The sequence below is a fragment of the Promicromonospora xylanilytica genome, assembly GCF_054782895.1.
This window is the reverse complement of the sequence record NZ_BAAGRP010000007.1, coordinates 206486-227419: the sequence shown is the minus strand read 5'-3', so window position 1 is coordinate 227419 and position 20934 is coordinate 206486. Positions and strand designations below refer to the sequence as shown.

Here is a 20934-nt window from a genome sequence, read left to right as displayed (position 1 = left end):
GACCGACTCGGCTCGTCTGCGCGCATCCACCACGGCGCCAGTATTGCACATCTGAGCGTTGTAGAACCGCACTATTGCGCGATGAGGTGGACGTCCCTACACTCGCTGCAGCAAACGAGCGTTCCTAGCGGTGCTCTTATGTGCATTGCTCACCCAGGCGTCCAAAGGGGGACATCGATGCCGGCCGACCGTCCGAACATCGTCTTCATCATCACCGACCAGCAGCGGTTCGACACGATCGCCGCGCTCGGCCACGAGCACGCGATCACCCCGAACCTCGACCGCCTCGTGCGGCGCGGCACCACCTTCACGCGCACCTACGTGACGGCACCGTCCTGCGCGCCGTCCCGCGCCAGCCTGTTCACCGGCATGTACCCGCACACGACCGGGGTGCTCAAGAACAACGACCCGTGGAACCACTCGTGGGTCGAGCGGCTCGCGGACTCCGGCTACCGCTGTGTCAACGTGGGCAAGATGCACACCTACCCGTACACCGCGAGCGTCGGCTTCCACGAGCGGCACGTGGTCGAGAACAAGGACCGGTCCAACCCGACGCTGCCCTTCTTCCTCGACGAGTGGGACAAGGCCTTTCGCAGCCGTGGCCTGGTGAAGCCGGACCGCGCGACGAAGTACCGGGCGCTCGACGACTACCGTGAGCGGCTCGGCGCGTTCGAGTGGGAGGCGCCCGACGACCTCCACGTCGACAACTTCGTCGGCGACCTGGCCACGCACTGGCTGGACGTGTACCCCGGCGACGAGCCGTTCTTCCTGCAGGTGGGCTTTCCCGGACCGCACCCGCCGTACGACCCCACGACCGAGGCGATCGCGCGCTACGACGGTGTCGACATGCCGCCGGCACACGACTCCGCCGAGGACCGGGCGAGCCAGCCGTTCGCGGTCAAGGACCTCATCCGCGACAACCTCGAGGTCGACCACGACGGGATCGTGCACCTCGAGCACCCGACGGCGGCCCAGGTGGACAGGCAGCGCCGGTACTACATGGCGAACGTGACGATGATCGACGAGCAGGTGGGGTCCGTCGTCGACGCCCTCGAGCGGCGCGGCGTGCTCGACGAGACCGTCATCATCTTCACGTCCGACCACGGCGACTGCCTCAACGACCACGGCCACATCCAGAAGTGGTCGATGTACGAGCCGAGCGTGCGGGTGCCCGCGATCGTCGCGGGACCCGGGATCGCCGCCGACCAGAGGTTCGACGGGCTGACGTCGCTCTTCGACCTCGGGCCCACCGTCATGGAGCTCGCGCGGCTCACGCCGCCGGCCTGGATGGAGGCGCGCTCGCTCCTGCCCGCGCTCCGCGGCCAGGAGTTCGAGGGGCGGGAGTTCGCCTTCTCCGAGCACGCGCGCGACATGGTGCTGCAGCAGACGGCCCTGATGACGATGGTCCGGGACGAGCGCTACAAGCTGGTCGAGTTCGTCGACCACGAGGACGGCCAGCTCTTCGACCTGGAGCGGGACCCGCACGAGATGGCCAACCTGTGGGACGACCCGGAACATCGCGGCGAGCGCGACCGGCTCTCGCGGGTGATCTCGCGATGGCGTGCCGAGAGCGAGCTCCACACGGCGTCCTGGACCGCCGCCTTCCGCTGATCGCGCGACGATCCGCACCAGCACGACCACGACAGACAGTTACAAAGGAGTGACGAGATGAACGAGCGCGTGAGCAGGACCCTCAGGGCCGCGGTAGCCGTCGTCGCCCTCGGTGGCCTGGCCACCGGGTGCGGCGCGAGCGGCGGGTCCGCCGGGGCGGGCGGAGAGTGCGGCACCATCACCATGGTGGTCCCGTACGCGGCGGGCGGGAGCTCCGACGTCGTCGGACGCGCGCTGGCCGACGCCGTGAGCAGCACCGAGGGCACCCGCGTCGAGGTGGTCAACAAGACGGGTGCCAACGGCACGGTCGCCGCCACGCAGATCGCCACGCAGCGGCCCGACCCGTGCGAGGTGATCTACCTGCCGAACGGCCCGTTCGCCTCGATGCCGTACTTCCAGGAGCTCCAGTTCGAGCCGGCGAGCTTCCGCGGCGTCTATGCCGTGAACGAGGAACCCATCCTCCTGCTCGTGAACGCGGCCAGCGAGTGGCAGAGCATGGACGACCTGCGCGAGGACTCCGGCACCCGGTTCACGTACGCCAGCTCGGGCACCGGCAGCTACACGCAGATCGCCGTCGCGCAGACGTTCGCGGACCTCGGCGCCGACGCGGAAGGCATCCCGTTCGACGGCTCGGCCCCCGCGATCACCGCGCTCCTCGGCGACCAGGTGGACGCCGTCGCCGTGCACCCGGGCGAAGCCATGCAGTACCTCGAGTCGGGCGACCTCAGGGCGCTCGCCGTCTTCAGCGACGAACGCCTGGAGAGCCTGCCCGACGTGCCGACGGCGACCGAGCAGGGCGTCGACGTCGAGCTCGCGGTGTTCAAGGCGCTGTACGCGAACGCGGAGGTCCCGGACGAGGCCGCGGCGGAGCTCGAGCGGGTCTTCAGTGCGGCGGGGGAGTCCAAGGAGGTCACCGACACCCTCAAGACGCTCTACTCAGAGCCCTCGGACGTGCCGACCGACGAGCTCGTCTCGACGCTCGAGGCCGAGCACGAGGCGAACGGGACCACGTTCGCCGAGCTCGGGATCATCGATGAGTAGCGCGGGGGACGCGGAGAGCGCCGCACCGAGGCAGCGCGCTCTCAAGCCGATCGGCGCGGCCGTGCTCATGCTGCTGGGTGGCGGCGCGGTCGTCTCCGGCCTGGGCTTCGGTGCCGGGTCCCTCGACCGCCCCGGCCCCGGCATGTGGCCCGTGGCGCTGGGGGTCGCCCTCGTCCTGAGCACCGTGGTGTTCCTCGTCGTCAACCGGGACGGCAAGGAGGGCGCCTTCGGTCCCGAGGTGCGGAACGCGCTGACCGTCATCGGGTCGATCGTGGCGTTCATCCTCCTCTTCGAGCACGTGAGCTTCCTGCTGGCCTCGGTGGTGCTCCTCGCGGGCTGCCAGATCGCCGCGGGCGCGACGCGCTGGCTGACGATCGCGATCACGTGCGTCGTGGGGACGGGCGCCGCCTGGCTCCTGTTCTTCGTCGTCCTCGGCGTCACCACCCCGCTCTAGTACCGCTCCGGACCGGCAACCTCTCCACCGGCAAGGCCTCTCACCGTTAGGCGTCGACACCATGGAAGACTTCCTCCTCGGGCTCGCGACAGCCCTCACCTGGCAGAACCTCCTCGTCGTGTTCGTCGGGGTACTGGTCGGCAACCTCATCGGGGTGCTGCCAGGACTGGGCTCCGCCGGCACGATCGCCCTCCTGCTGCCCATCACGTTCGCGATGCCGCCCGAGTCGGCCATCATCATGCTCGCCGGCATCTACTACGGCTCCGCGTACGGCGGGACCATCACGTCGGTGCTGCTGAAGATCCCCGGCGAGGCGACCACGATCGTCACGACGTTCGACGGCTACCAGATGGCCAGGAAAGGTCAGGGCGGGGTCGCGCTGGGCATCTCGGCGATCGGCTCCTTCATCGGCGGCACCATCGCCATCGCCGGGCTGCTGTTCCTCGCCGCGCCCATCGCGGAGCTGGCCCTGGGGTTCGGCCCGGCCGAGTACACGCTCCTGGCGCTCACCGGCATCGTCCTGGTCGCGTACCTCGCGAACGGCGGCATGCTGCGGGGGCTGGTCGTCGCGGCGCTGGGGCTCCTGCTGGCCACGATCGGCACCGATCCCATCACCGGCACCGTGCGCTTCACGTTCGGTGTCCCGGAGCTCGGCGGGGGCATCGAGTTCGCGGCCGTCGCGATGGGGCTCTTCGGCATCGGCGAGCTCATGCACACGATCGAGGAGTCCCGCCGCAACCCGGCCACCTCGCTCACGTACGGCAGGGTGCTGCCGAACCGGCAGGAGCTGCGGCGGTCCGCCGCTCCCTTCGCCAGGGGTTCGGTGATCGGCTTCCTGCTGGGCGTGCTGCCCGGCGGCGGCGCGACGATCGCGTCGATGGCGTCCTACGGCGTCGAGAAGCGCGTGTCGAAGAACCCGGGCGGGTTCGGTCGCGGCGCGATCGAGGGCGTGGCGGGCCCGGAGACCGCGAACAACGCCGCGGCGAACTCGTCGTTCATCCCGCTGCTGAGCCTCGGGATCCCGGCGAACACCACCATGGCCGTCATCTTCGGTGCGCTCATGATCCAGGGCATCACGCCGGGGCCCCAGCTCATCCAGACCAACCCGCAGCTCTTCTGGGGCGTGATCGTGTCGATGTTCATCGGCAACATCGTGCTGCTGGCCCTGAACATCCCCCTCATCCACGTCTTCACGCGTCTGCTGAGCGCGCCGATGCGGCTGCTCGGGCCGCTGACGCTGCTTGTGACCCTCGTCGGGGTGTACAGCATCAACGGCTCCATCTTCGACGTCTGGGTGGCGCTCGGGTTCGGCGTGCTGGGCTACGTCATGAAGAAGTTCGGGTTCGAGGTGGCGCCGCTGGCCCTCGCCTTCGTGCTCGGCCCGCTGCTGGAGTCGAACCTCCGGCGGGCCCTGCTGCAGTCGGACGGCTCGTTCTCGATCTTCGTGGCGAACCCGGTCTTCCTCGTGCTCGTGGCCGGCGCCGTCGCCTGGGCGGTGCTCGGCTGGAGCGGCCGCAGGCGTGCGGCCGCTCGCAGCGAGGCGGACGTCAGGAGCAGCGAGGAGGACGTCAGGAGCTGAGCGCGGCCTCGACGCGTCGCAGCGTGGTGCGCTGCAGCTCCACCCGGCCCTCGACACCGAGCGCACGCGGGCGCGCCGCGACCTTGATGCCGATCATCGTCCCGTGGGCCGTCCCGTGCGTCGTCCCGTGCGTCGTCTCAGCGAGGCTCCGGGCGATCTCGGTGTCGTCCAGCAGCGAGGTGGGCTCCCCCGACTGGTCCCTGGAGGGCGCCGGGGGAGTGTGGGCGTCGGCCCACGCCGGTCCGAACGGCCCGTCGACCGCGGCACAGCCGGACAGGACGAGCCCGCTGAGCACCCCGGCCTCGCGGGCGAGCCGCAGGTGCTCGACCGGGCCCTCTACCGACCGCCGCTCGAGCGCCGAGCGGCCCCAGTTGACCAGGGCGCCGACGTTCTCGTGGCCGGCCTCGCGCAGCGCGGCGAGGCAGCGGACCTCGTCCGCCATGGACAGGTAGCCCTTGGCCGGGGCCTGGCCCGGCACGACGGCGTCGCAGTGCTCGACGAGCAGCGTGCGGCCGTCCACGTCGCCCTGCAGCACCTGCGTCAGGGCGTCGGTCAGGGCGGCACCCGACGCGGCGCGGGCGTCCTCGGCCGTGGTGGGCGCGCTCACCAGGGCGACGGCGCGGACGGCGGTCCGGCCCAGGGCCCGGTCGATCCGCCGGGCGGTCGCGAGCACGTCGTGCACGAATCCGATCGCGTCACGTCGTCCGGACGCGTCCGTCGAGGCGAGCCCGAACGCCGGGTCGCGGTCGAGGCGCGCCCGGGTGCCGGGCACCGTCGTCAGCACGAGGCCCCACGAGTCGTCGATCCGGCCCAGCATGGCGTCCTCGTCCACGAGCGAGCCGTCGGCCGCGACGGGCAGCTCGATCGAGCCGATCCCCTCGACCGAGCGGAGCCCGCGGTAGTAGGCGTCCACGCTGCCGCTGCCTTGCCGGGCCTCGGTGGGCGCGGCGGGGTAGGTGCTCACCAGCAGGCCCGTCATCGGGTCAGGTCCACGGTCTGCGTGCGGGCGGCCTGTTCGACCTCGGGCCCGAGGGCCGCCGCCGCCCCGACGCCGGTGGGTACGGTCTGCCGGCCGTGCACCGGTACCGGCAGCCCCGGGTAGTCCTCACGGCTGCCGGACCCGGAGGTCGTGACGAACTCGGCCGGCTCGGCCTGTGGAAGCGTCGCGAGGAGCTGCACCGCCCACGGGTGCATCGCGCCGTAGTGGGGCGAGAAGCCCACCCCGCGAGCGCTCGCGTCGCGGTGGATCTCGCGTGCCGCGGTGAGCCCGCCGGCCCAGGTGAGGTCCGGCTGGATCACGTCGACCACGCCCTCGGCGAGGACCTGATGGGCCTCCAGCGCCGAGAACGCGTAGTTGCCGAGGCACAGCCGGGGCGCGTGCGACCAGCCGGCGACGCGCTTCTTGATCGACTCGTACCCGCGCGCGTCCCACGGGAGCAGCGGGTCCTCGAGCCAGTCGAGCTGCCCGTCGGTGAGCTCGCCGAGCACCGCGTCGGTGAACTCGGCGGTCCAGCTGCAGGCGGCGTCGATCATCACGAGCGTCCCTGGCGCGACGGCGTCCCGCACCCGGGTGACGTCCTGCGCGACGCGGCGTGCGGCGCCCGGCCCGTCGTCCGGGCCGAAGCGGGCCGCGATCTTGACCCCGTCGAGCCCGTCGAGCCCGTCGAGGTGCTCCGGGTGCACCGTGACGTAGCAGGGGAGCGACTCGCGGACCGGGTCGCCGTCGGACAGGAGGGCTCCGAGGGCGACCCCCGCGTGCTGCGCGCGCAGGTCCCACAGCGCCAGGTCGATCGCGCTCAGGGCGGCGGCGCCGACGCCGGACCACCCGTACGTCAGCTGGGAGGCGGTGAGCTCGCGGTAGAGCTGGTCCGCCTCGGCGAGGCTCCGCCCGCGCAGGAGCCCGGCCAGGTGGTCGACGATGACCGCCACGGTGGCGGTGCCGCGCGTGGCGCCCACGCCGACGCGGCCGTCGGCGGTACGGATCCGCACGAAGACGCGCTCGTGCTGCCCGCGCCAGCTGGACCGGCTGGCCGCGTGCCGGGGGTAGCCGGACATGTGGGTGGAGAGCTTCTCCTGCTGCAGCCAGGTGGAACCGATCTGGCTGGGACTGGTCAGGACCTCGAGACCCGCCAGCGTGTCGCTCACGCGATCTCCGCCGTGGGGTCGACCGCCAGGGCGGCGGAGAGCTGGCCCCGTCCCTGCTCCAGCGCCCGCACGAGCTGCTGCTCCATCTCCCGGCCGTGCCGGGTGAGCGGGAACGAGGCGCTGATCGCGAGCCGGTCCGCGGACGTGGTGGGTACCGTCACCGCGACGCACCCGATACCGTCCGTGGCCTCCTCGAGCTCGAGGGCGTACCCCCGGGTCCGGGTCTGCTCGACGTCGCGCAGCAGGCTGTCCAGGTCGGTGCAGGTGTTGCGCGCGAGGCGGGTCAGCGGCTCGGTCAGCTGCGCGCGGATGTCGTCGTCGTCCCACTCGGCGAGGAGCGCCTTGCCCATGGCGGACGCGTGGGCGGGCAGGCGCAGGCCGACGGCGCTGCGCATGGCGAGCGCCTGGCGCGACCGGCGCACGGCGAGGTAGACGACGTCGCGGCCCTCGAGGGTGCCGAGGTTGACCGTCTCGCCGACGGCCAGGGCGAGGTCGTCGAGGATGCCCTGGATGCTGGCGGTCCCGGACTCGCGCATATACGCGCCGCCGGCCTCGAGAGCGCGGATCCCCAGCGTGTAGGTGGGTCCCGGGCGCGTCTCGGTGAGCCAGGAGCGCGCGGCGAGCGTCGCGAGGAGGCCGTGGAGGCTGCTCTTGGGCAGGCCGGTCTCGGCCAGGAGCTCGGAGTAGGTCCGCGGCCGTGGATCGGCGCTGAGGAGCTCCAGGATGGTCAGGATCCGGTCGGCCGACTTCACCGGGGTGGTGGGTCGGCCCGTGCTCCGCGGGCCAGCGGCAACCATGTGTCCTCCTTGACGTTGTCGAACGTGGCTCCTATGGTCTCAGAAATATGAGCCGTGTTCAAGGATATGAGAAGCGTAGGGTCGGCGAGATCGTGCCCGTCCTGCTGGGCGCCGACTCCGCGATCAACTGGCTCATCGTCCAGGTCACCGACGAGCGGGGCGGGACAGGGCTCGGCGAGGCGACCCTGGAGCGGCAGAACTCCCGGGTGGCGGCACACGTCGAGGCCCTCGCCGGAGAACTTCGCGGTCAGGGGCTCGACGCCGCGATCGCCCTGACGCGACGGCCCGCCACGTCGCTCGCCGAGGCCTCGGCGCTCAGCGCGCTCAACCAGGCGCTCTGGGACCTGCGGGCGCGGGCCGGCGGGTTGCCGCTGGCGTGGCTGCTCGGAGACCGGCCGGTCTCCGTCCCCCCGCTGTACGCCAACATCAACCGCGCGATCGTGGGCGACCGGAGCCCCGCGGCCTTCGTCCGGGTGGCGCAGGCCGCCGAGCGTGACGGCTACCCGGCGATCAAGATCGCCCCCTTCGACGACGTCGAGCCGCGACCGCTGACCGACGCCGCCGTCCGCCGGGCCGTGGACGAGGGCCTGGCCAGGACCGCCGCCGTCGTGGAGGCGGTCGGCGTCGAGGTGCGGATCGACCTGCACTGGCGGTTCGAGGTCCGGGCCGCCGTCGACGTCGTCGCCGAGCTCGCCGCCATGGGGCTCGGCTGGGTGGAGGGGCCCGTGCGCGAGCACGACCTCGACGCCTGGCGGCAGGTCCGGCGGAGCACCGAGTGCGTGCTCGCCGGAGGGGAGACGCTCACGAGCGCGGCCGACCTGGACGGCTTTCTCTCGGCGTCCGGTGTGGACGTGGCGATGCCGGACATCAAGTACTGCGGCGGCGTGGACGGGTTCCGCCAGTGCCTCGACGTCGCGCGCCGGCACGGGGCGCAGGTCTCGCCGCACAACCCGAGCGGACCGGTGGCGAGCCTCGCCACCGTGCACGCGGCGGGAGGTCAGCCCCTGCACAGCCTCGAGGTGGCCTGGCGGCAGGTGCCCTCACCCCTCGACGTGCTGGACCGCGGCGCGCTCACCGTGCCGCGCGGCCCGGGGCTGGGGTTCGAGCTCGCCCAGGACGCCGCCGCGCTGTTCCCGGCCCACGACGAGCCCGACCGGGCTCCGACCGACCTGATCTGACCGCCTGACCTGCCTGACCCGACCGACGACGACGTCTGGAGCACGCCCATGACCTCCCCCTCCACCCCTGACCGGCCCTCCACCCCTTACCGGCTCGGCATCTCCGCCGAGTTCTTCAAGGCCGACGGCAGCACCATCTACGCGGACATCGGCATCTCCGAGCTGGAGGCCCACGGCATCGAGTGGCGCGCCCTGGAGTCCACCGACCTGGCCCAGGTCGACGGGATCGCCGACCTCGACGCCCTGCTGGTGCTCCGCCAGGAGGTCACGCAGCGCGAGCTCGACCTCATGCCCCGGCTGCGGCACGTCGCGCGGTGGGGCGCGGGGCTCGACCGCATCGACCTCGAGGCGTGCGCCGCGCGGGGCGTGGTCGTGACCACGACCCCCGAGGGTGGCCGCCGCCCGGTGGCCTCGGCCGCCCTGGCCCTGCTGCTGGCGCTCGCCCACCAGATCCCGCAGCGGGACGCGCTCGTGCGCACCGGGCGCTGGGCCGACCGCACCGAGGTGCTCGGGGTCGGCCTGGGCGGGATGACGATCGGGATCATCGGCCTGGGGACGATCGGCAGCGAGTTCGCCCGGCTCGTGGCCCCGTTCGGGGCGCGGCTCGTCGCCGCGGAGGAGCGTACGGACCCGGCCAGGGCGGCCGGGCTCGGCGTCGAGCTGGCCCCGACCGCGGACGTGCTGCGCCGGTCCGACGCCGTGGTGCTCATGTGTCCGCTGACCCCCGCGACCCGCGGGCTCATCGGCAGGTCGGCCCTGGCCACGATGAAGCCCACCGCGTTCCTGGTGAACGTCGCGCGCGGCGAGATCGTCGACGAGGCCGCCCTGACCGCCGCGCTGGCGGAGGGCCGCCTGCGGGGTGCCGGCCTGGACGTGTTCCAGAACGAGCCCCTCCCGGGCGACAGCCCGCTCGTCGACCTGCCCACCGTGATCCTCGCGCCGCACTCGCTCGCGTGGGGCGACGAGATCCTCGACGGCAACCGCACGCAGGCGCTGCGCGACATCCGCCTCGTGGCCGGCGGGGAGGCCCCCACGGCCGTGGCGAACCCGGACGCGCTCACCGGTGAGCTCTGGGCAGGGCGCGCCGTGGGCGGCCGGGCGTAGTTGATCGCCGAGAAGCGGTGACGTAGAGTTGCAAACACTGAACACAGTTCACATGGATGAACGGAGCGACGGAGCAATGATGCATCGTTACCAGACCTGGGCAGCCCGCGGAGTCGCCGGCGTCGTCGCGGTGGGAGCCCTCGCCGCCTGTGGTTCCACCGGAGCGGCCGGAGGATCCGGCCCCTGGGAGCCGACGAAGGACGTGACCATCACCGTCGCGTTCCCGGCCGGGGGCGGCACCGACGCCGCGGCCCGGGCGCTCGCCGAGGGCCTCGAGAGCGTCCGGGAGGACCTCAACGTCGTCGTCGTGAACCGCGACGGCGGCTCCGGCACCGTCGGCTACACGTACGCGGCGCAGCAGGCCAAGGAGCCGCACGAGCTGACGTTCGTCGAGCCAGGGTTCGTGATCGTCCCCGAGACCACCGAGGTGCCGTTCACGACGGACGACGTCGCGACGATCGGCGGGGTCTCCACCTACACCAGCGTGATCATCACGCCGGCCGGCGAGCACAAGGACCTCGACTCGCTCCTCACCGCGGCGAAGGGCGGCTCCCTCGCGGTCGGGTACCCCAACGCCACCGGCCCGCAGGCGATCTCCACCGCCCTCATCGAGGAGGAGGCGGGCATCGAGATGGAGCACATCGTCTACCAGAGCGGTGGAGAGATCACGGCCGGGGTGGCGAGCGGCGACCTCGACGTCGGCATCACCGCCCTCGAGCACGCACAGGGCTTCATCGAGGACGGCCGGGTCGAGGCGCTGGCCGTGCTCTCCGACGAACGGATCGACAACGAGACCTTCGCCGACGTCCCGACGGCCACGGAGGCGGGGCTCGAGGTGTCGTTCAGCGGCTTCCGCGGCCTCGTCGCGGGCGGCGACCTCACCGACGAGCAGGTCGAGTACTGGGAGTCGGCGCTCGAGGACTACCGGGCCTCCGACGCGTACCAGGAGAGCCTCGACACCACGATGACGCAGAAGCTCGACCTGTCCGGCGACGAGTTCCGCGGCTACCTGGGGGAGTTCGGCGAGACCGTCCGCCCGATCCTCCCGCAGCTGGGTTCATGAGCAGCGCGTCGGCCGCCGGCCGCCAGGACGGGCTCGGCGGCATCGTCCTCCTGGCCCTCGGGATCGTGGTCGTCCTCGCGTCGAGCGAGAACGAGTGGTTCACGAGCTCCGGCGTGGTCGGCCCCGCCGCGGTTCCCGGCACGTGCGGCATCCTGCTCGCGGTCCTCGGTCTCGTGCAGCTCGGCCAGGGCATCCGTGCCCGCCGGGCCGCGCCGGTCACGTCACCGGGCACCTCGCCGGTCGACGTGCCCGGCGACGCCGGCGCGCCGGCCGAGCCCGCCGAACCCGCCGAGCCCGCAGAGTCGCGCCGCCACCTCGCGTGGCTCGCCTGGGCAGGCGTGATCGTCGCCGCGGTGGTGCTCCCGTACCTCGGGATGCTGCCGGTCATCGGCCTGCTCACGCTCTACCTGGTCAAGGTCGTCAGCCGCAAGAGCTGGCGTGCCGCGCTCGTCTACGCCGTCTGCCTCGTCGTGGCCGTGTACCTCCTGTTCGTCATCGTCCTCGGCATCCCGCTGCCGACGTCCCCCTGGATCGGGTGATCCCGCATGCTCGAGAACTTCCTGAGCGGCTTGGAGTCGGCTCTCACCCTGCAGAACTTCCTCCTTCTCCTGGTGGGCGTCGTCGGCGGCACCGTCATCGGCATGCTCCCCGGCCTCGGCGCCGCGTCCGGCATGGCGCTGCTGATGCCCCTCGCGGCCGGGCTCGACCCCCTGCCCGGCCTGATCCTGCTCGCCGCCGTGTACTACGGCACGCAGTACGGCGGGAGCATCACCTCGATCCTCCTCAACACCCCCGGCGACGCCGGCCAGCTCATGACCACGCTGGACGGCTACGCCATGGCCAAGCGCGGCAAGGCGGGCACGGCGCTCACGATCTCCGCGGTCTCGTCGTTCGCCGGCGGCATCCTCACCATCCCCCTGATGGTCATCCTCGGTCCCGCGCTCGCGGAGGCGGCGCTGCGCCTCGGCCCACCCGAGATGCTCGTGCTGCTCGTGTTCGCGCTCGTCAGCGTCGCGGCCATGACCTCGACGCACCGCACGAAGGCCTATGCGATGGCGGCGTTCGGCATCCTGCTGTCCACCGTCGGGTTCGACCCCCAGTCCGGTGTCCCGCGGCTCACGTTCGGGCAGCCGGACCTGCTCAACGGGATCAACCTGGTCCCGGTGATCATCGGCGTCTTCGCGCTGGGCGAGGTGCTCAACCAGCTGGGTGCCGGGACCGTTCGGCCCATGCGGGCCCGGTTCCGCGAGCTGTTCCCCCGGTGGTCGGAGCTGCGCGAGAGCCTTCCGCCCACGCTGCGCGGCTCGGTCATCGGGTTCGTCGTGGGCGTGCTGCCCGCCGCCGGCTCGACGATCGCCGCGTACTTCGCCTACGACGTCGAGCGCAGGATCCCGGACAAGGGCCGCCGGCCGATGGGCACCGGCTCCGTCCGCGGTGTGGCGGCGCCCGAGGCGGCGAACAACGCCGCCGTCAACGGCGCGTTCGTCCCGACGCTCTCCCTCGGCATCCCGGGGTCCGCGACGACGGCGATCCTGCTCGGCGCGCTCCTCGTCTACGGCGTCCAGCCGGGGCCGTCCTTCATCCCCGACAACCCCGAGCTGTACTGGGGGCTCGTCGCGTCGTTCCTGCTGGGCAACATCGCCCTGCTGGTGCTCAACGTGCCCCTCGTGCCGTTCTTCGCGTCCGCGCTGCGGGTCCCGTACCTGTTCCTCTTCCCCGCCGTGGTCGCCACGTGCCTCATCGGCGCCTACGCCCTGCGCAACAACCTCTTCGACGTGCTGGTCGCCGCCGTGTTCGGCCTCGTCGGGTTCCTCATGATCCGGGGCAGCTACCCGCCCGCACCGCTCGTGCTCGGGCTGGTGTTCGGGCGGCTGCTCGAGGAGAACCTCGTGCGGACGTCGGGCATGGGCCGCGGAGACCTCGGCATCATCCTCGAGCGACCGATCTCGCTCACCCTCGTCGTGCTGACCGTTCTCGTCGTCGTCGCCCCGCCCGTCGTGGCAGCCGTACGCCGCGGCGTCAGTCGCCGACAGCCGGCCGCCGCCGGCACCACCGAACCGAAGCAGAAGGCGGATACCCGATGAAGATAGTCATCACCGAGTGCGACCACGACACGTTCGACGCCGAGCGGGCGGTCGTCGAGGCGGCGGGTGCCGAGCTCGTGCTGACGCAGTCGTTCACCAGCGCGGACCTGATCGCCGCCGCGGCCGGCGCCGACGCGATCCTGGTCCAGTACGCCCGGATCACCGCCGAGGTGATGGACGCACTGCCGACGCTGCGCGCGATCGGGCGCTACGGTGTCGGCGTCGACTCGGTCGACATCCCGGCCGCGACGGAGCGCGGCATCGCGGTCTGCAACGTCCCCGACTACGGCACGGAGGCGGTCTCGGACCACGCGATCGGCCTCACCCTCGCGGTGGCGCGCGGCATTCCCCGGCTCGACCGCGGGGTCCGGGCGGGCGCGTTCGACCTGCCCGTCGTCCGCCCGCTCTACCAGACCAAGGACCGGGTGTTCGGGATCATCGGGCTGGGCCTGATCGGCACGGCGACGGCCCGCAAGGCGGCAGGCCTCGGCTACGAGGTCATCGGGTACGACGCCGCGGCCGACCCCGGCGCCGAGACCTTCCACGGCGTGCGGTCCGTGAGTCTCGCGGAGCTCCTCGAGCGCTCCCAGGTCGTCTCGCTGCACACCCCGCTCGACGAGACGACCCGGCACCTGATCGGCCCCGCGGAGCTCGCCCGGATGCGCCACGACGCGATCCTGGTGAACACGAGCCGCGGGGGAGTGGTCGACGTCGACGCGCTCGTCGACGCCCTGCGCTCCGGGTCGATCCAGGGCGCCGGCATCGACGTGCACGAGCACGAGCCGCTCCCGGCGGACCACCCGCTGACCGAGATCGACTCCGTCGTCCTCACCCCGCACCTCGCCTGGTACACGGAGGAGTCGTACGACGAGCTCAAGCGCCGCACGGCGGCGAACGTCGTCGACGTCTGCGCCGGGCGGACACCGCGCAACATCCTCAACCCGGAGGTCCTCGGCCGTACCGGCCACGGGCTCACCCCGGCACGTACCGCGACAGGAGCATGAGATGACGACCATGAGGGCCGCCGTCTGGACCGGCACGGACGAGATCGACGTCACCGACGTGCCACTGCCCGACGTCCCCGAGGGCTGGGCACTCGTCAAGCTGGCGTACAACGGCATCTGCGGGACGGACCTCTCGATCTACCACGGCAAGCACCCGCGGGCGCGGCACGGGCTCGTGCCCGGGCACGAGATGTCCGGCTGGGTCGAGCAGGCGGCGCCCGGCGGGCCCGCCGAGGGCACGCTCGTCGTCGTCGAGCCGCTCCTGTCGTGCGGGCGCTGCCTGCCGTGCACCAGCGGCAGCCCGCACGTGTGCAACGACCTGGGCCTGTACGGGATCGACCGGCCCGGCGGGATGGCCCCCTACGTCGCACTGCCGCCCGAGGTGCTGCACGAGGTGCCCGCCGGCGTCGACCCCCGCACGGCGGCGCTCGCCGAGCCGCTCGCCGTGGCCGTGCACGCCGTGGACCGGTCCGGCATGCAGGCCGGCGACACCGTCGCCGTGTTCGGCGCGGGCCCGATCGGGATCCTCACCGCGCTCGTGGCACGCCGCGCCGGAGCGGGCCGGGTCGTCATCACCGAGCCCAGCCCCTGGCGCCGCGAGGTCGCCGCCGGCATGGGATTCACCACCGTCCCGGACGGCTCGACCATGACCGAGGTGCTGCACGAGCTCACCGGCGGCGAGGGCGCCGACACCACGTTCGACTCCGCGGCCCACCCGACCGTGACCGCCGAGCTCACCGCCGCCACCCGCGTGCTCGGCCGCATCGTGATCGTCGGCGTCTACAAGCAGCCCGTCCCGCTCGACCTCCAGGCGGTCTGCTTCAAGGAGCAGTCGGTGGTCGGCGTCCGGGTCTACACGTCACAGGACGTCGCAGCGGCCATCGACCTCATCGCCACCGGCGACCTCGACCTCGACCGGTTCCCGACCACGGCGTTCGACCTCGCGGACGTCGGCGCCGCGTTCGACGCCGCGACATCGGGCCAGGACACGCTCAAGGTCCTGGTCACCCCGCTGCCCGGAAAGGCTGACGCATGACCAACCCGTTCGACCTCACCGGGAGGACCGCCGTCGTGACCGGAGGCGGGCGCGGGCTCGGCCGCGGCATCTCCGAGTCGCTGCTCGGCGCCGGGGCAGACGTCGTCGTGCTCGCCCGCAGCCCGCTCCCGGACGACCTCGTCGAGCACGCGGCCACGCTGGGCCGGCGGATCGACCACCACCCGATCGACCTCGCCGACTCCGACGCCGTCGCCGCGACCGCCGACGCGGTGCTCGCCGACCGCCGCGTCGACATCCTCGTGAACAACGCCGGGACGCAGGACCGCTACCCGGCCGCCGACTTCCCCCTCGCGGCATGGGACCAGGTGCTCGACGTCAACCTGCGCTCCGTGTTCCAGCTCTGCCAGCTGTTCGGGCGGCCGATGCTCGAGCGCGGCGACGGCAGGATCGTCAACCTGGCGTCCCTGCTGTCGTTCCAGGGCGGGCTGACCGTCCCCGCGTACGCGGCCAGCAAGGGCGCCGTCGCACAGCTCACCAAGGCACTCTGCAACGAGTGGGCGGCCAAGGGCGTCAATGTCAACGCCGTGGCCCCCGGCTACATGGCGACCGAGATGAACACCGCGCTGCTCGACGACCCGGTGCGCCGCGAGCAGCTGCTGGTCCGCATCCCCGCCGGGCGCTGGGGCCAGCCGGAGGACATCGGCGACGTCGTCGTCTTCCTCGCGTCCCGTGCCGCGACGTACGTGCACGGCCAGGTCCTCGCCGTCGACGGCGGCTGGCTGGCCCGGTAGGACGCCCGGGCCACCGCGGTGGCCCGGGCGTTCCTGCCGCGGATCAGGACTCGATCGTCTGCCGGCTCTCGGACGTGTCCTGGCCGATCGGGGTCGAGCCGGCGCTGTGCGCCACCTCGATCCTGCGCGGCCGTGCCTCCTCGCTGACCGGGATGGTCAGCACCAGCACACCGTCGGTGTACGAGGCCGAGATGCTGTCGAGAGCGAGGCCACGACCGACGGTGAGCTGCCGCGCGAAAGTACCCGCCGGCCGCTCGTGCACCAGCCACTGGGCGTCGGCGTCCGAGCGCTGCGTGCGCTCGGCGCGGACCGTGAGCGTCCGGTCCTCGACCGAGACGTCGATGGTGCCGGGGTCGACGCCGGGGAGGTCCATCGACAGGACGTAGTGGTCACCCGTGCGGAACAGGTCCATCGGCATGCCGCCGGACTGGCGTGCGTTGCCGGCGAACGAGCTGAAGAGCCGGTCCATCTCCCGGACCGGGTCCCAGTAGGTAGCCATCGCACATCACCTCCTACGACGATGCGGCCCTGGCCCCTCCAGGGCCGCGGCGATCGGCGACGGCTCGGCCGCCGCCTGGCTACACCCATATTCTGGCACTCGGACGTCGAGAGTGCCAAGACCCGGAGCGGCACGTCGCGACCCGGACGAAATCATCCTGACGGCGGGCCAAGATCATTCGTAGGGCTGATGCCCCCGCCAGGCCGGCCCGCGTACGTTCGACACATGCCAGAACTTCGACGCATGCCAGAAGACAGCGGAGAGCGCCCGGGCTGGAACTGGGGCGCGGGCATCGCGCTCGGGATCGCCCTCGGGGTCTCCATGGGCATCGCGACGAACAGCTGGATCCTCGGCATCGCACTCGGCGCGGCCCTCGGGACGGCGCTCGCGGCGGCCATGCGACCCCATGGAGGCCAGGACGAGGGTGAGGACACGCCTGGGCCCTGAACGGGGCACACCCCGCGGACCTGTGTCGGACTTGTACGTGTTGTGCGATTTTCGCCGACACGGCGCGCCCGGCCCCATACGGTGGCGAACGTGACCACTCCAGAGGCTATGACGACGACCGTCGCGGAAGAGCCGTGGGACAGCGCGGACGGTGTGCGGCTGCGCGGCGCCATGGCAGCCGAGCTTGCCGCCCGCTACAAGATTCCCGACCAGGAGACCGACAAGCCGGCCGCGGAGACCGTCAGCGTGTTCCTGGTCGCGCGCGACCAGGAGGGCAGGGCGATCGGCTGCGGCGCCCTCCGCGTGCTGGAGGACGGCACGGGCGAGATCAAGCGGATGTATGTGGACCCGGAAGCGCGCGGCACCGGGGCGGCCACGAGCGTCCTACGCGCGCTGGAGGACCACGCCCGGCAGCGTGACGTCGACACGATCGTGCTCTCGACCGGCACCAAGCAGCCCGACGCGATCCGGTTCTACGAGCGCGAGGGGTACGAGCTGTTCGACGGCTACGCGCCGTACGTCGGGCACCCGATGGCGCGGTGCTTCACCCGGCGGCTCGGGTAGGTGCGGGACAGGGCTCGTTCCGAGGCGCGGTCAACCGATTGACCGGTTCTGTCCGTGTCGCTTAGCCTGGCCGCCGGGCGTTCAGGACGCTGCGTACGGATCCGGGTCGAAGGAGACCTCGTGAGGCTGCGCCTGACCACCACGCTGTCCAGCGCCGAGCATGCCCTGATCTTCGCGCGCTGAAATGACAGCGCTGACATCCGGCGTCGTCGAACGGGTAGACGGCCGCACCACCGAACGAAGGAGCGAACGATGAGGTTCACCAGAGTTGCCGCTACGGTCGGCGCGCTTGCCTGCGCACTGGGGGCGGCGGCCCCCGCCGGCGCGCAGAACGGTGGCGCCCCCGAGGTGTCGCAGCGTACGCAGGTGCAGCGGGCAGTCGCGTCGTACGACGCGATGCAGGACTACATGGCCGCGGACGACGGCTCCGGCCTCTACCGGGAGCGGTACCCGAGCGGGGCCGAGGACCGTGCCTACTCGTTCGAGTGGCCGCACTCCCAGGCGCACGTCGCGACGCTCGACCTCACCGGGCTGCCCGGGGCGCTGGGTCGGTCGTTCGAGGACGACCTCGCGGACGACGCGCGCGGGCAGGAGCACTTCTGGAACGCTGACGGCGGCACCACCGGGCTGCCCGGCTACGACTCGTACCCGCGGGCGCCGTACGGCGGTGGCGGCGACATGTTCTACGACGACAACGAGTGGGTCGCCCTCGCCAAGGTGCAGCAGCACCTGGCGACCGGCGACGAGGCGGCGCTGCGGCGTGCCGAGGAGATCTTCGAGCTCGTGGTCTCCGGATGGGACACCGACTCGTCGCACCCTGCCCCCGGCGGCGTCTTCTGGACCCAGGCCGACTGGAGCACCGACCGCAACACCGTCTCCACGATGCCCGGCGCGCAGCTCGCCACCCGCCTGTACATGATCACGGGGGAGGAGCACTACCTCGACTGGGCGCTGCGGATGGTGGGATGGACCGACGAGCACCTGCTCGCGCCGAACGGTCTCTACTGGGACAACATCAAGCTCGACGGGTCCATCGACCGCACGCAGTGGTCGTACAACCAGGGCGTCCCCGTGGGCACCTACACCCTGCTGTACGAGGCGACGGGCGACGAGCGCTACCTGGAGAAGGCGGAGGCGATCGCGGCGGCGTCCTACAACTACTACGTCACCGAGGGGCGGCTGGGCGGCCAGCCGATGTTCTTCAACTCCATCTGGTTCAAGAACCTCCTTCTGCTGGAGTCCGTGACCGGTGGCACGACGTACCGGGACGCCATGGCGGACTACGCCGACCACCAGTGGGGCGCTGAGCGGGACTCCGCGACCGGGCTGTTCAACGCCGGTGACGAGCACACCGAGCTGCTGGAGCAGGCGGCGATGGTCCAGATCTATGCCACCCTCGCCTGGCCGCGCGAGCAGGCGTCGATCCTGTACTGACCTGTACCGCCCGAACCGAGGCGGGCTGGTGACCTCGCCGTCGAGCCACGACGAGCGGAGCCGATCCGGAACGAGGATCGACGGCGAGGTCGCTCGGGTCCGCCGTTCAGGTAGACCGCCGCGATGCGGTCGTGATGTCGTCAGCGGGGTTCGCGTCGAGCGCGAAGAGATCCGCAGGTTCGCCGACGGTGAGCATCCCGCGGTCGGGTCGGTCAGTTCTTGCCGCGCAGCTCGGCGAGCACCTTGTCGAGCCGGCGGGCGCGGGTCTCCTCGGTCTTGGCGCCGTCAATCGACTGCGCGTGCGCCTTCTGCTTGCTGTAAGAAAGCTGCCCCCATGCTTCGGCGGCCGCGGTGTCGGTCGCGAGCACCTGCGCGAGCGCATCCGGGACCTCGACCGTGCGTGGCGCGTCGTCGAGCTCCAGAGTCACCTCGACCTCGTCGCCTGCGCCTCTTCCGGTGGCTGCTCTGGTCTCGGAGTTGAACGAGATCAGGTACTGCCCGCCCATGGAGGTGATCGTGTTGCGGTAGGTGTATCCGCCGTCGATCGTCACGGTCACGGGCACACGCTTACCGCGCTCGAACGAGCGAACGACTTCCTCCGGTACGACGATGCCGACGTTGTTGCCGCCGCCGGGCCAGAGTGTGGTGCGGAACGTGGGCATCGTGGTCTCCTTCTCGATCGGATCGCTGACGAACAGCAGTTTGCTGGACACGGCACCTCCCGCGCAATACTGTACGGTCTAGTTTTATCGCACGGAGGACTCGTGACTACGGAGGGATGCCTCGTGACCGGACCGGAGGCTCGATCGAATGCCGTGCGGCACGAGGCCTTGGACGGCATGACCAGGCTGCTCCTTCTTGCGGGGGCGGTGGCAGGGCCGCTCTTCGTGGTCCTCGCGCTGGCTCAGGCGGTGCTACGTGAAGGATTTGATCCGCTGCGTCATGCGGTGAGCCAGCTCGCGCTCGGCGACGGCGGCTGGGTTCAGGTCGCGAACTTCGCCGTCACCGGCCTGCTGATGCTCGCCTGTGCGATCGGCCTGCGACGTGTCCTGGGCGGCGGACGCGGCGGACAGTGGGCGCCGGTTCTCATCGCGGTCATGGGCTTGGGCTTCGTGGTCGCCGCCTTCCTGCCGGCCGACCCCGGCAACGGCTTTCCTCCCGGCACGGCCTCGGAGGCCTCGCTCAGCGTGACGGGAATGCTCCATCTCGCGTGTGCCGGTATCGCGTTCGTCGCCCTCGCCGCCGCGTGCTTCGTGCTGGCGAGCCGGTTCTCCAGGATAGGCTGGCGTGGCTGGGCCATTGCGGGGCGCACGAGCGGGGTGCTGCTGGCGATCGGCTTCGCCGCGGCGAACTCTGGCGTCGTCGGTGGGCCCCTCGCCATGTTTGTCGGAGTCGTCATCGCCTGGCTTTGGATTGGTATGTCGGCAGCACGCCTTGCCCGGTGAGCGGTGGGCCCGCTCGACCCGGCATGAAGAGAGTTGGGACGGGCGATGGGAGGACGAGTGGACCTGCGCGAGGGCACTCGGTCTGCTGACAAGCACCGCGCGATCCTGCAGGCGGCAACGGAGATCTTCCTCGACAGGGGATATGCCGGGGCCAGCATGGATGAGGTCGCCGCCCGCGCCGCTGTCGGCAAGCAGACGGTCTACAAGCATTTCGTGGACAAGCGTTCACTCTTCACCGAGATCGTGCTCGGCACCACCAATCAGGTTGACGGCATGGTGCAGCTGATCGCTGAGACCTTGTCCCGTACCGATCACGTCGAGCGGGACCTCACGTCACTGGCCCGCCGCTTGCTCCTCACTCTCATGGATCCTCAGTTGCTGCGGCTGCGCCGTTTGATCATCGCCAGTGCCGGTCAGTTCCCCGAGCTGGGGCGCGCCTGGTACCAGCAGGGCTTCGAGCGCGTACTCGCGAGCCTCACGGACAGCTTCACCCGACTCGGCGAACGTGGGCTGATGAATGTGCGCGAGCCGGGACGTGCTGCCGACCACTTCGTCGGCATGCTCCTCTGGATCCCTCTGAACAGGGCCATGTTCATGGGCGAGGACAGGCCGTGCACGACGACCGAGCTGGAAGCACACGCCGAAGCGACAGTGCAGGCGTTCCTCGCAGCTCACAGCACGGCGTAGCTTCGCGACA

22 protein-coding genes are annotated in these 20934 nt (G+C 71.5%); 17 read left to right on the top strand and 5 right to left on the bottom strand.

The annotated features are described in order from the left end of the window. Window positions 1-177 precede the first annotated feature (177 nt). The 4 genes from ACYVK7_RS08850 (at window position 178) to ACYVK7_RS08835 (ending at window position 4685) form a co-directional block, all read left to right on the top strand. A complete protein-coding gene (locus ACYVK7_RS08850) occupies window positions 178-1611 on the top strand; it encodes a sulfatase family protein (protein WP_460887326.1) in 1434 nt (477 codons plus the stop codon). Window positions 1612-1668: 57 nt separating this feature from the next. Further along, complete coding sequence (locus ACYVK7_RS08845; RefSeq protein WP_460887325.1) at window positions 1669-2652, top strand: Bug family tripartite tricarboxylate transporter substrate binding protein; 984 nt, start codon at window positions 1669-1671, stop codon at window positions 2650-2652. After that, a complete protein-coding gene (locus ACYVK7_RS08840; RefSeq protein ID WP_460887324.1) occupies window positions 2645-3106 on the top strand; it encodes a tripartite tricarboxylate transporter TctB family protein in 462 nt (153 codons plus the stop codon). The genes ACYVK7_RS08845 and ACYVK7_RS08840 overlap by 8 nt, the downstream gene beginning before the upstream one ends. A 61-nt stretch (window positions 3107-3167) precedes the next feature. Then, window positions 3168-4685 carry a tripartite tricarboxylate transporter permease gene (locus ACYVK7_RS08835; RefSeq protein ID WP_460887323.1) on the top strand — a complete coding sequence of 506 codons (1518 nt, stop codon included), beginning with the start codon at window positions 3168-3170 and terminating at the stop codon, window positions 4683-4685. On the opposite strand, the gene ACYVK7_RS08830 is transcribed toward ACYVK7_RS08835, so the two are convergent. Genes ACYVK7_RS08830 through ACYVK7_RS08820 form a run of 3 tightly spaced genes read right to left on the bottom strand, consistent with a single transcriptional unit; the run spans window position 4675 to window position 7627 of the window. Further along, entirely contained in the window at window positions 4675-5664 is a 990-nt protein-coding gene (locus tag ACYVK7_RS08830) for a DUF4862 family protein (RefSeq protein WP_460887322.1), read from the bottom strand. The two genes, ACYVK7_RS08835 and ACYVK7_RS08830, sit on opposite strands and share 11 nt — an antisense overlap. Next, window positions 5661-6830 carry an enolase C-terminal domain-like protein gene (locus ACYVK7_RS08825; RefSeq protein ID WP_460887321.1) on the bottom strand — a complete coding sequence of 390 codons (1170 nt, stop codon included), beginning with the start codon at window positions 6828-6830 and terminating at the stop codon, window positions 5661-5663. The genes ACYVK7_RS08830 and ACYVK7_RS08825 overlap by 4 nt, the downstream gene beginning before the upstream one ends. Further along, window positions 6827-7627, bottom strand: coding sequence for an IclR family transcriptional regulator (locus tag ACYVK7_RS08820; RefSeq protein ID WP_460887320.1), 801 nt, complete (start codon window positions 7625-7627; stop codon window positions 6827-6829). Before ACYVK7_RS08820 ends, ACYVK7_RS08825 begins: the two co-directional genes overlap by 4 nt. A 47-nt stretch (window positions 7628-7674) precedes the next feature. Between ACYVK7_RS08820 and ACYVK7_RS08815 the strand changes: the two genes are divergently transcribed. The 8 genes from ACYVK7_RS08815 to ACYVK7_RS08780 all read left to right on the top strand — a co-directional run bounded on the left by ACYVK7_RS08815 (window position 7675) and on the right by ACYVK7_RS08780 (window position 15848). Then, window positions 7675-8805: an enolase C-terminal domain-like protein gene (locus tag ACYVK7_RS08815; protein ID WP_460887319.1), complete on the top strand. Its 1131-nt coding sequence runs from the start codon at window positions 7675-7677 to the stop codon at window positions 8803-8805. Between the two features lie 48 nt (window positions 8806-8853). Next, window positions 8854-9909, top strand: a complete 1056-nt coding sequence (locus tag ACYVK7_RS08810; protein WP_460887318.1) for an NAD(P)-dependent oxidoreductase — start codon at window positions 8854-8856, stop codon at window positions 9907-9909. 79 nt (window positions 9910-9988) lie between these two features. After that, a complete protein-coding gene (locus tag ACYVK7_RS08805) occupies window positions 9989-10972 on the top strand; it encodes a tripartite tricarboxylate transporter substrate binding protein (RefSeq protein ID WP_460887317.1) in 984 nt (327 codons plus the stop codon). Next, complete coding sequence (locus tag ACYVK7_RS08800; protein WP_460887316.1) at window positions 10969-11511, top strand: tripartite tricarboxylate transporter TctB family protein; 543 nt, start codon at window positions 10969-10971, stop codon at window positions 11509-11511. Before ACYVK7_RS08805 ends, ACYVK7_RS08800 begins: the two co-directional genes overlap by 4 nt. A gap of 6 nt (window positions 11512-11517) precedes the next feature. Next, window positions 11518-13056 carry a tripartite tricarboxylate transporter permease gene (locus tag ACYVK7_RS08795; RefSeq protein ID WP_460887315.1) on the top strand — a complete coding sequence of 513 codons (1539 nt, stop codon included), beginning with the start codon at window positions 11518-11520 and terminating at the stop codon, window positions 13054-13056. Continuing rightward, window positions 13053-14060 (top strand): C-terminal binding protein, encoded by a 1008-nt coding sequence (locus ACYVK7_RS08790; protein ID WP_460887314.1) that lies wholly within the window; start codon window positions 13053-13055, stop codon window positions 14058-14060. The genes ACYVK7_RS08795 and ACYVK7_RS08790 overlap by 4 nt, the downstream gene beginning before the upstream one ends. Before the next feature lies 1 nt (window position 14061). After that, complete coding sequence (locus tag ACYVK7_RS08785; RefSeq protein WP_460887313.1) at window positions 14062-15096, top strand: zinc-dependent alcohol dehydrogenase; 1035 nt, start codon at window positions 14062-14064, stop codon at window positions 15094-15096. Beyond that, window positions 15093-15848, top strand: a complete 756-nt coding sequence (locus ACYVK7_RS08780; protein ID WP_460887312.1) for an SDR family oxidoreductase — start codon at window positions 15093-15095, stop codon at window positions 15846-15848. The genes ACYVK7_RS08785 and ACYVK7_RS08780 overlap by 4 nt, the downstream gene beginning before the upstream one ends. Before the next feature lie 43 nt (window positions 15849-15891). Here the strand turns inward: ACYVK7_RS08780 and ACYVK7_RS08775 are convergent, their stop codons facing one another. Next, window positions 15892-16347 (bottom strand): Hsp20/alpha crystallin family protein, encoded by a 456-nt coding sequence (locus ACYVK7_RS08775; protein WP_460887311.1) that lies wholly within the window; start codon window positions 16345-16347, stop codon window positions 15892-15894. A gap of 225 nt (window positions 16348-16572) precedes the next feature. On the opposite strand from ACYVK7_RS08775, the gene ACYVK7_RS08770 reads away from it, so the two are divergent. The 3 genes from ACYVK7_RS08770 to ACYVK7_RS08760 all read left to right on the top strand — a co-directional run bounded on the left by ACYVK7_RS08770 (window position 16573) and on the right by ACYVK7_RS08760 (window position 18792). Continuing rightward, complete coding sequence (locus tag ACYVK7_RS08770; RefSeq protein ID WP_460887310.1) at window positions 16573-16794, top strand: hypothetical protein; 222 nt, start codon at window positions 16573-16575, stop codon at window positions 16792-16794. Between the two features lie 90 nt (window positions 16795-16884). Then, complete coding sequence (locus ACYVK7_RS08765) at window positions 16885-17358, top strand: GNAT family N-acetyltransferase (RefSeq protein WP_460887309.1); 474 nt, start codon at window positions 16885-16887, stop codon at window positions 17356-17358. Between the two features lie 252 nt (window positions 17359-17610). Continuing rightward, window positions 17611-18792: a glycoside hydrolase family 76 protein gene (locus ACYVK7_RS08760; protein ID WP_460887308.1), complete on the top strand. Its 1182-nt coding sequence runs from the start codon at window positions 17611-17613 to the stop codon at window positions 18790-18792. 212 nt (window positions 18793-19004) lie between these two features. Here the strand turns inward: ACYVK7_RS08760 and ACYVK7_RS08755 are convergent, their stop codons facing one another. After that, a complete protein-coding gene (locus ACYVK7_RS08755) occupies window positions 19005-19505 on the bottom strand; it encodes a YdeI/OmpD-associated family protein (protein ID WP_460887307.1) in 501 nt (166 codons plus the stop codon). 72 nt (window positions 19506-19577) lie between these two features. Between ACYVK7_RS08755 and ACYVK7_RS08750 the strand changes: the two genes are divergently transcribed. Both ACYVK7_RS08750 and ACYVK7_RS08745 read left to right on the top strand, forming a co-directional pair. Further along, window positions 19578-20237 (top strand): DUF998 domain-containing protein, encoded by a 660-nt coding sequence (locus ACYVK7_RS08750; RefSeq protein ID WP_460887306.1) that lies wholly within the window; start codon window positions 19578-19580, stop codon window positions 20235-20237. A gap of 57 nt (window positions 20238-20294) precedes the next feature. Continuing rightward, a complete protein-coding gene (locus ACYVK7_RS08745) occupies window positions 20295-20924 on the top strand; it encodes a TetR/AcrR family transcriptional regulator (RefSeq protein WP_460887305.1) in 630 nt (209 codons plus the stop codon). The last annotated feature ends 10 nt before the right edge of the window (window positions 20925-20934 follow it).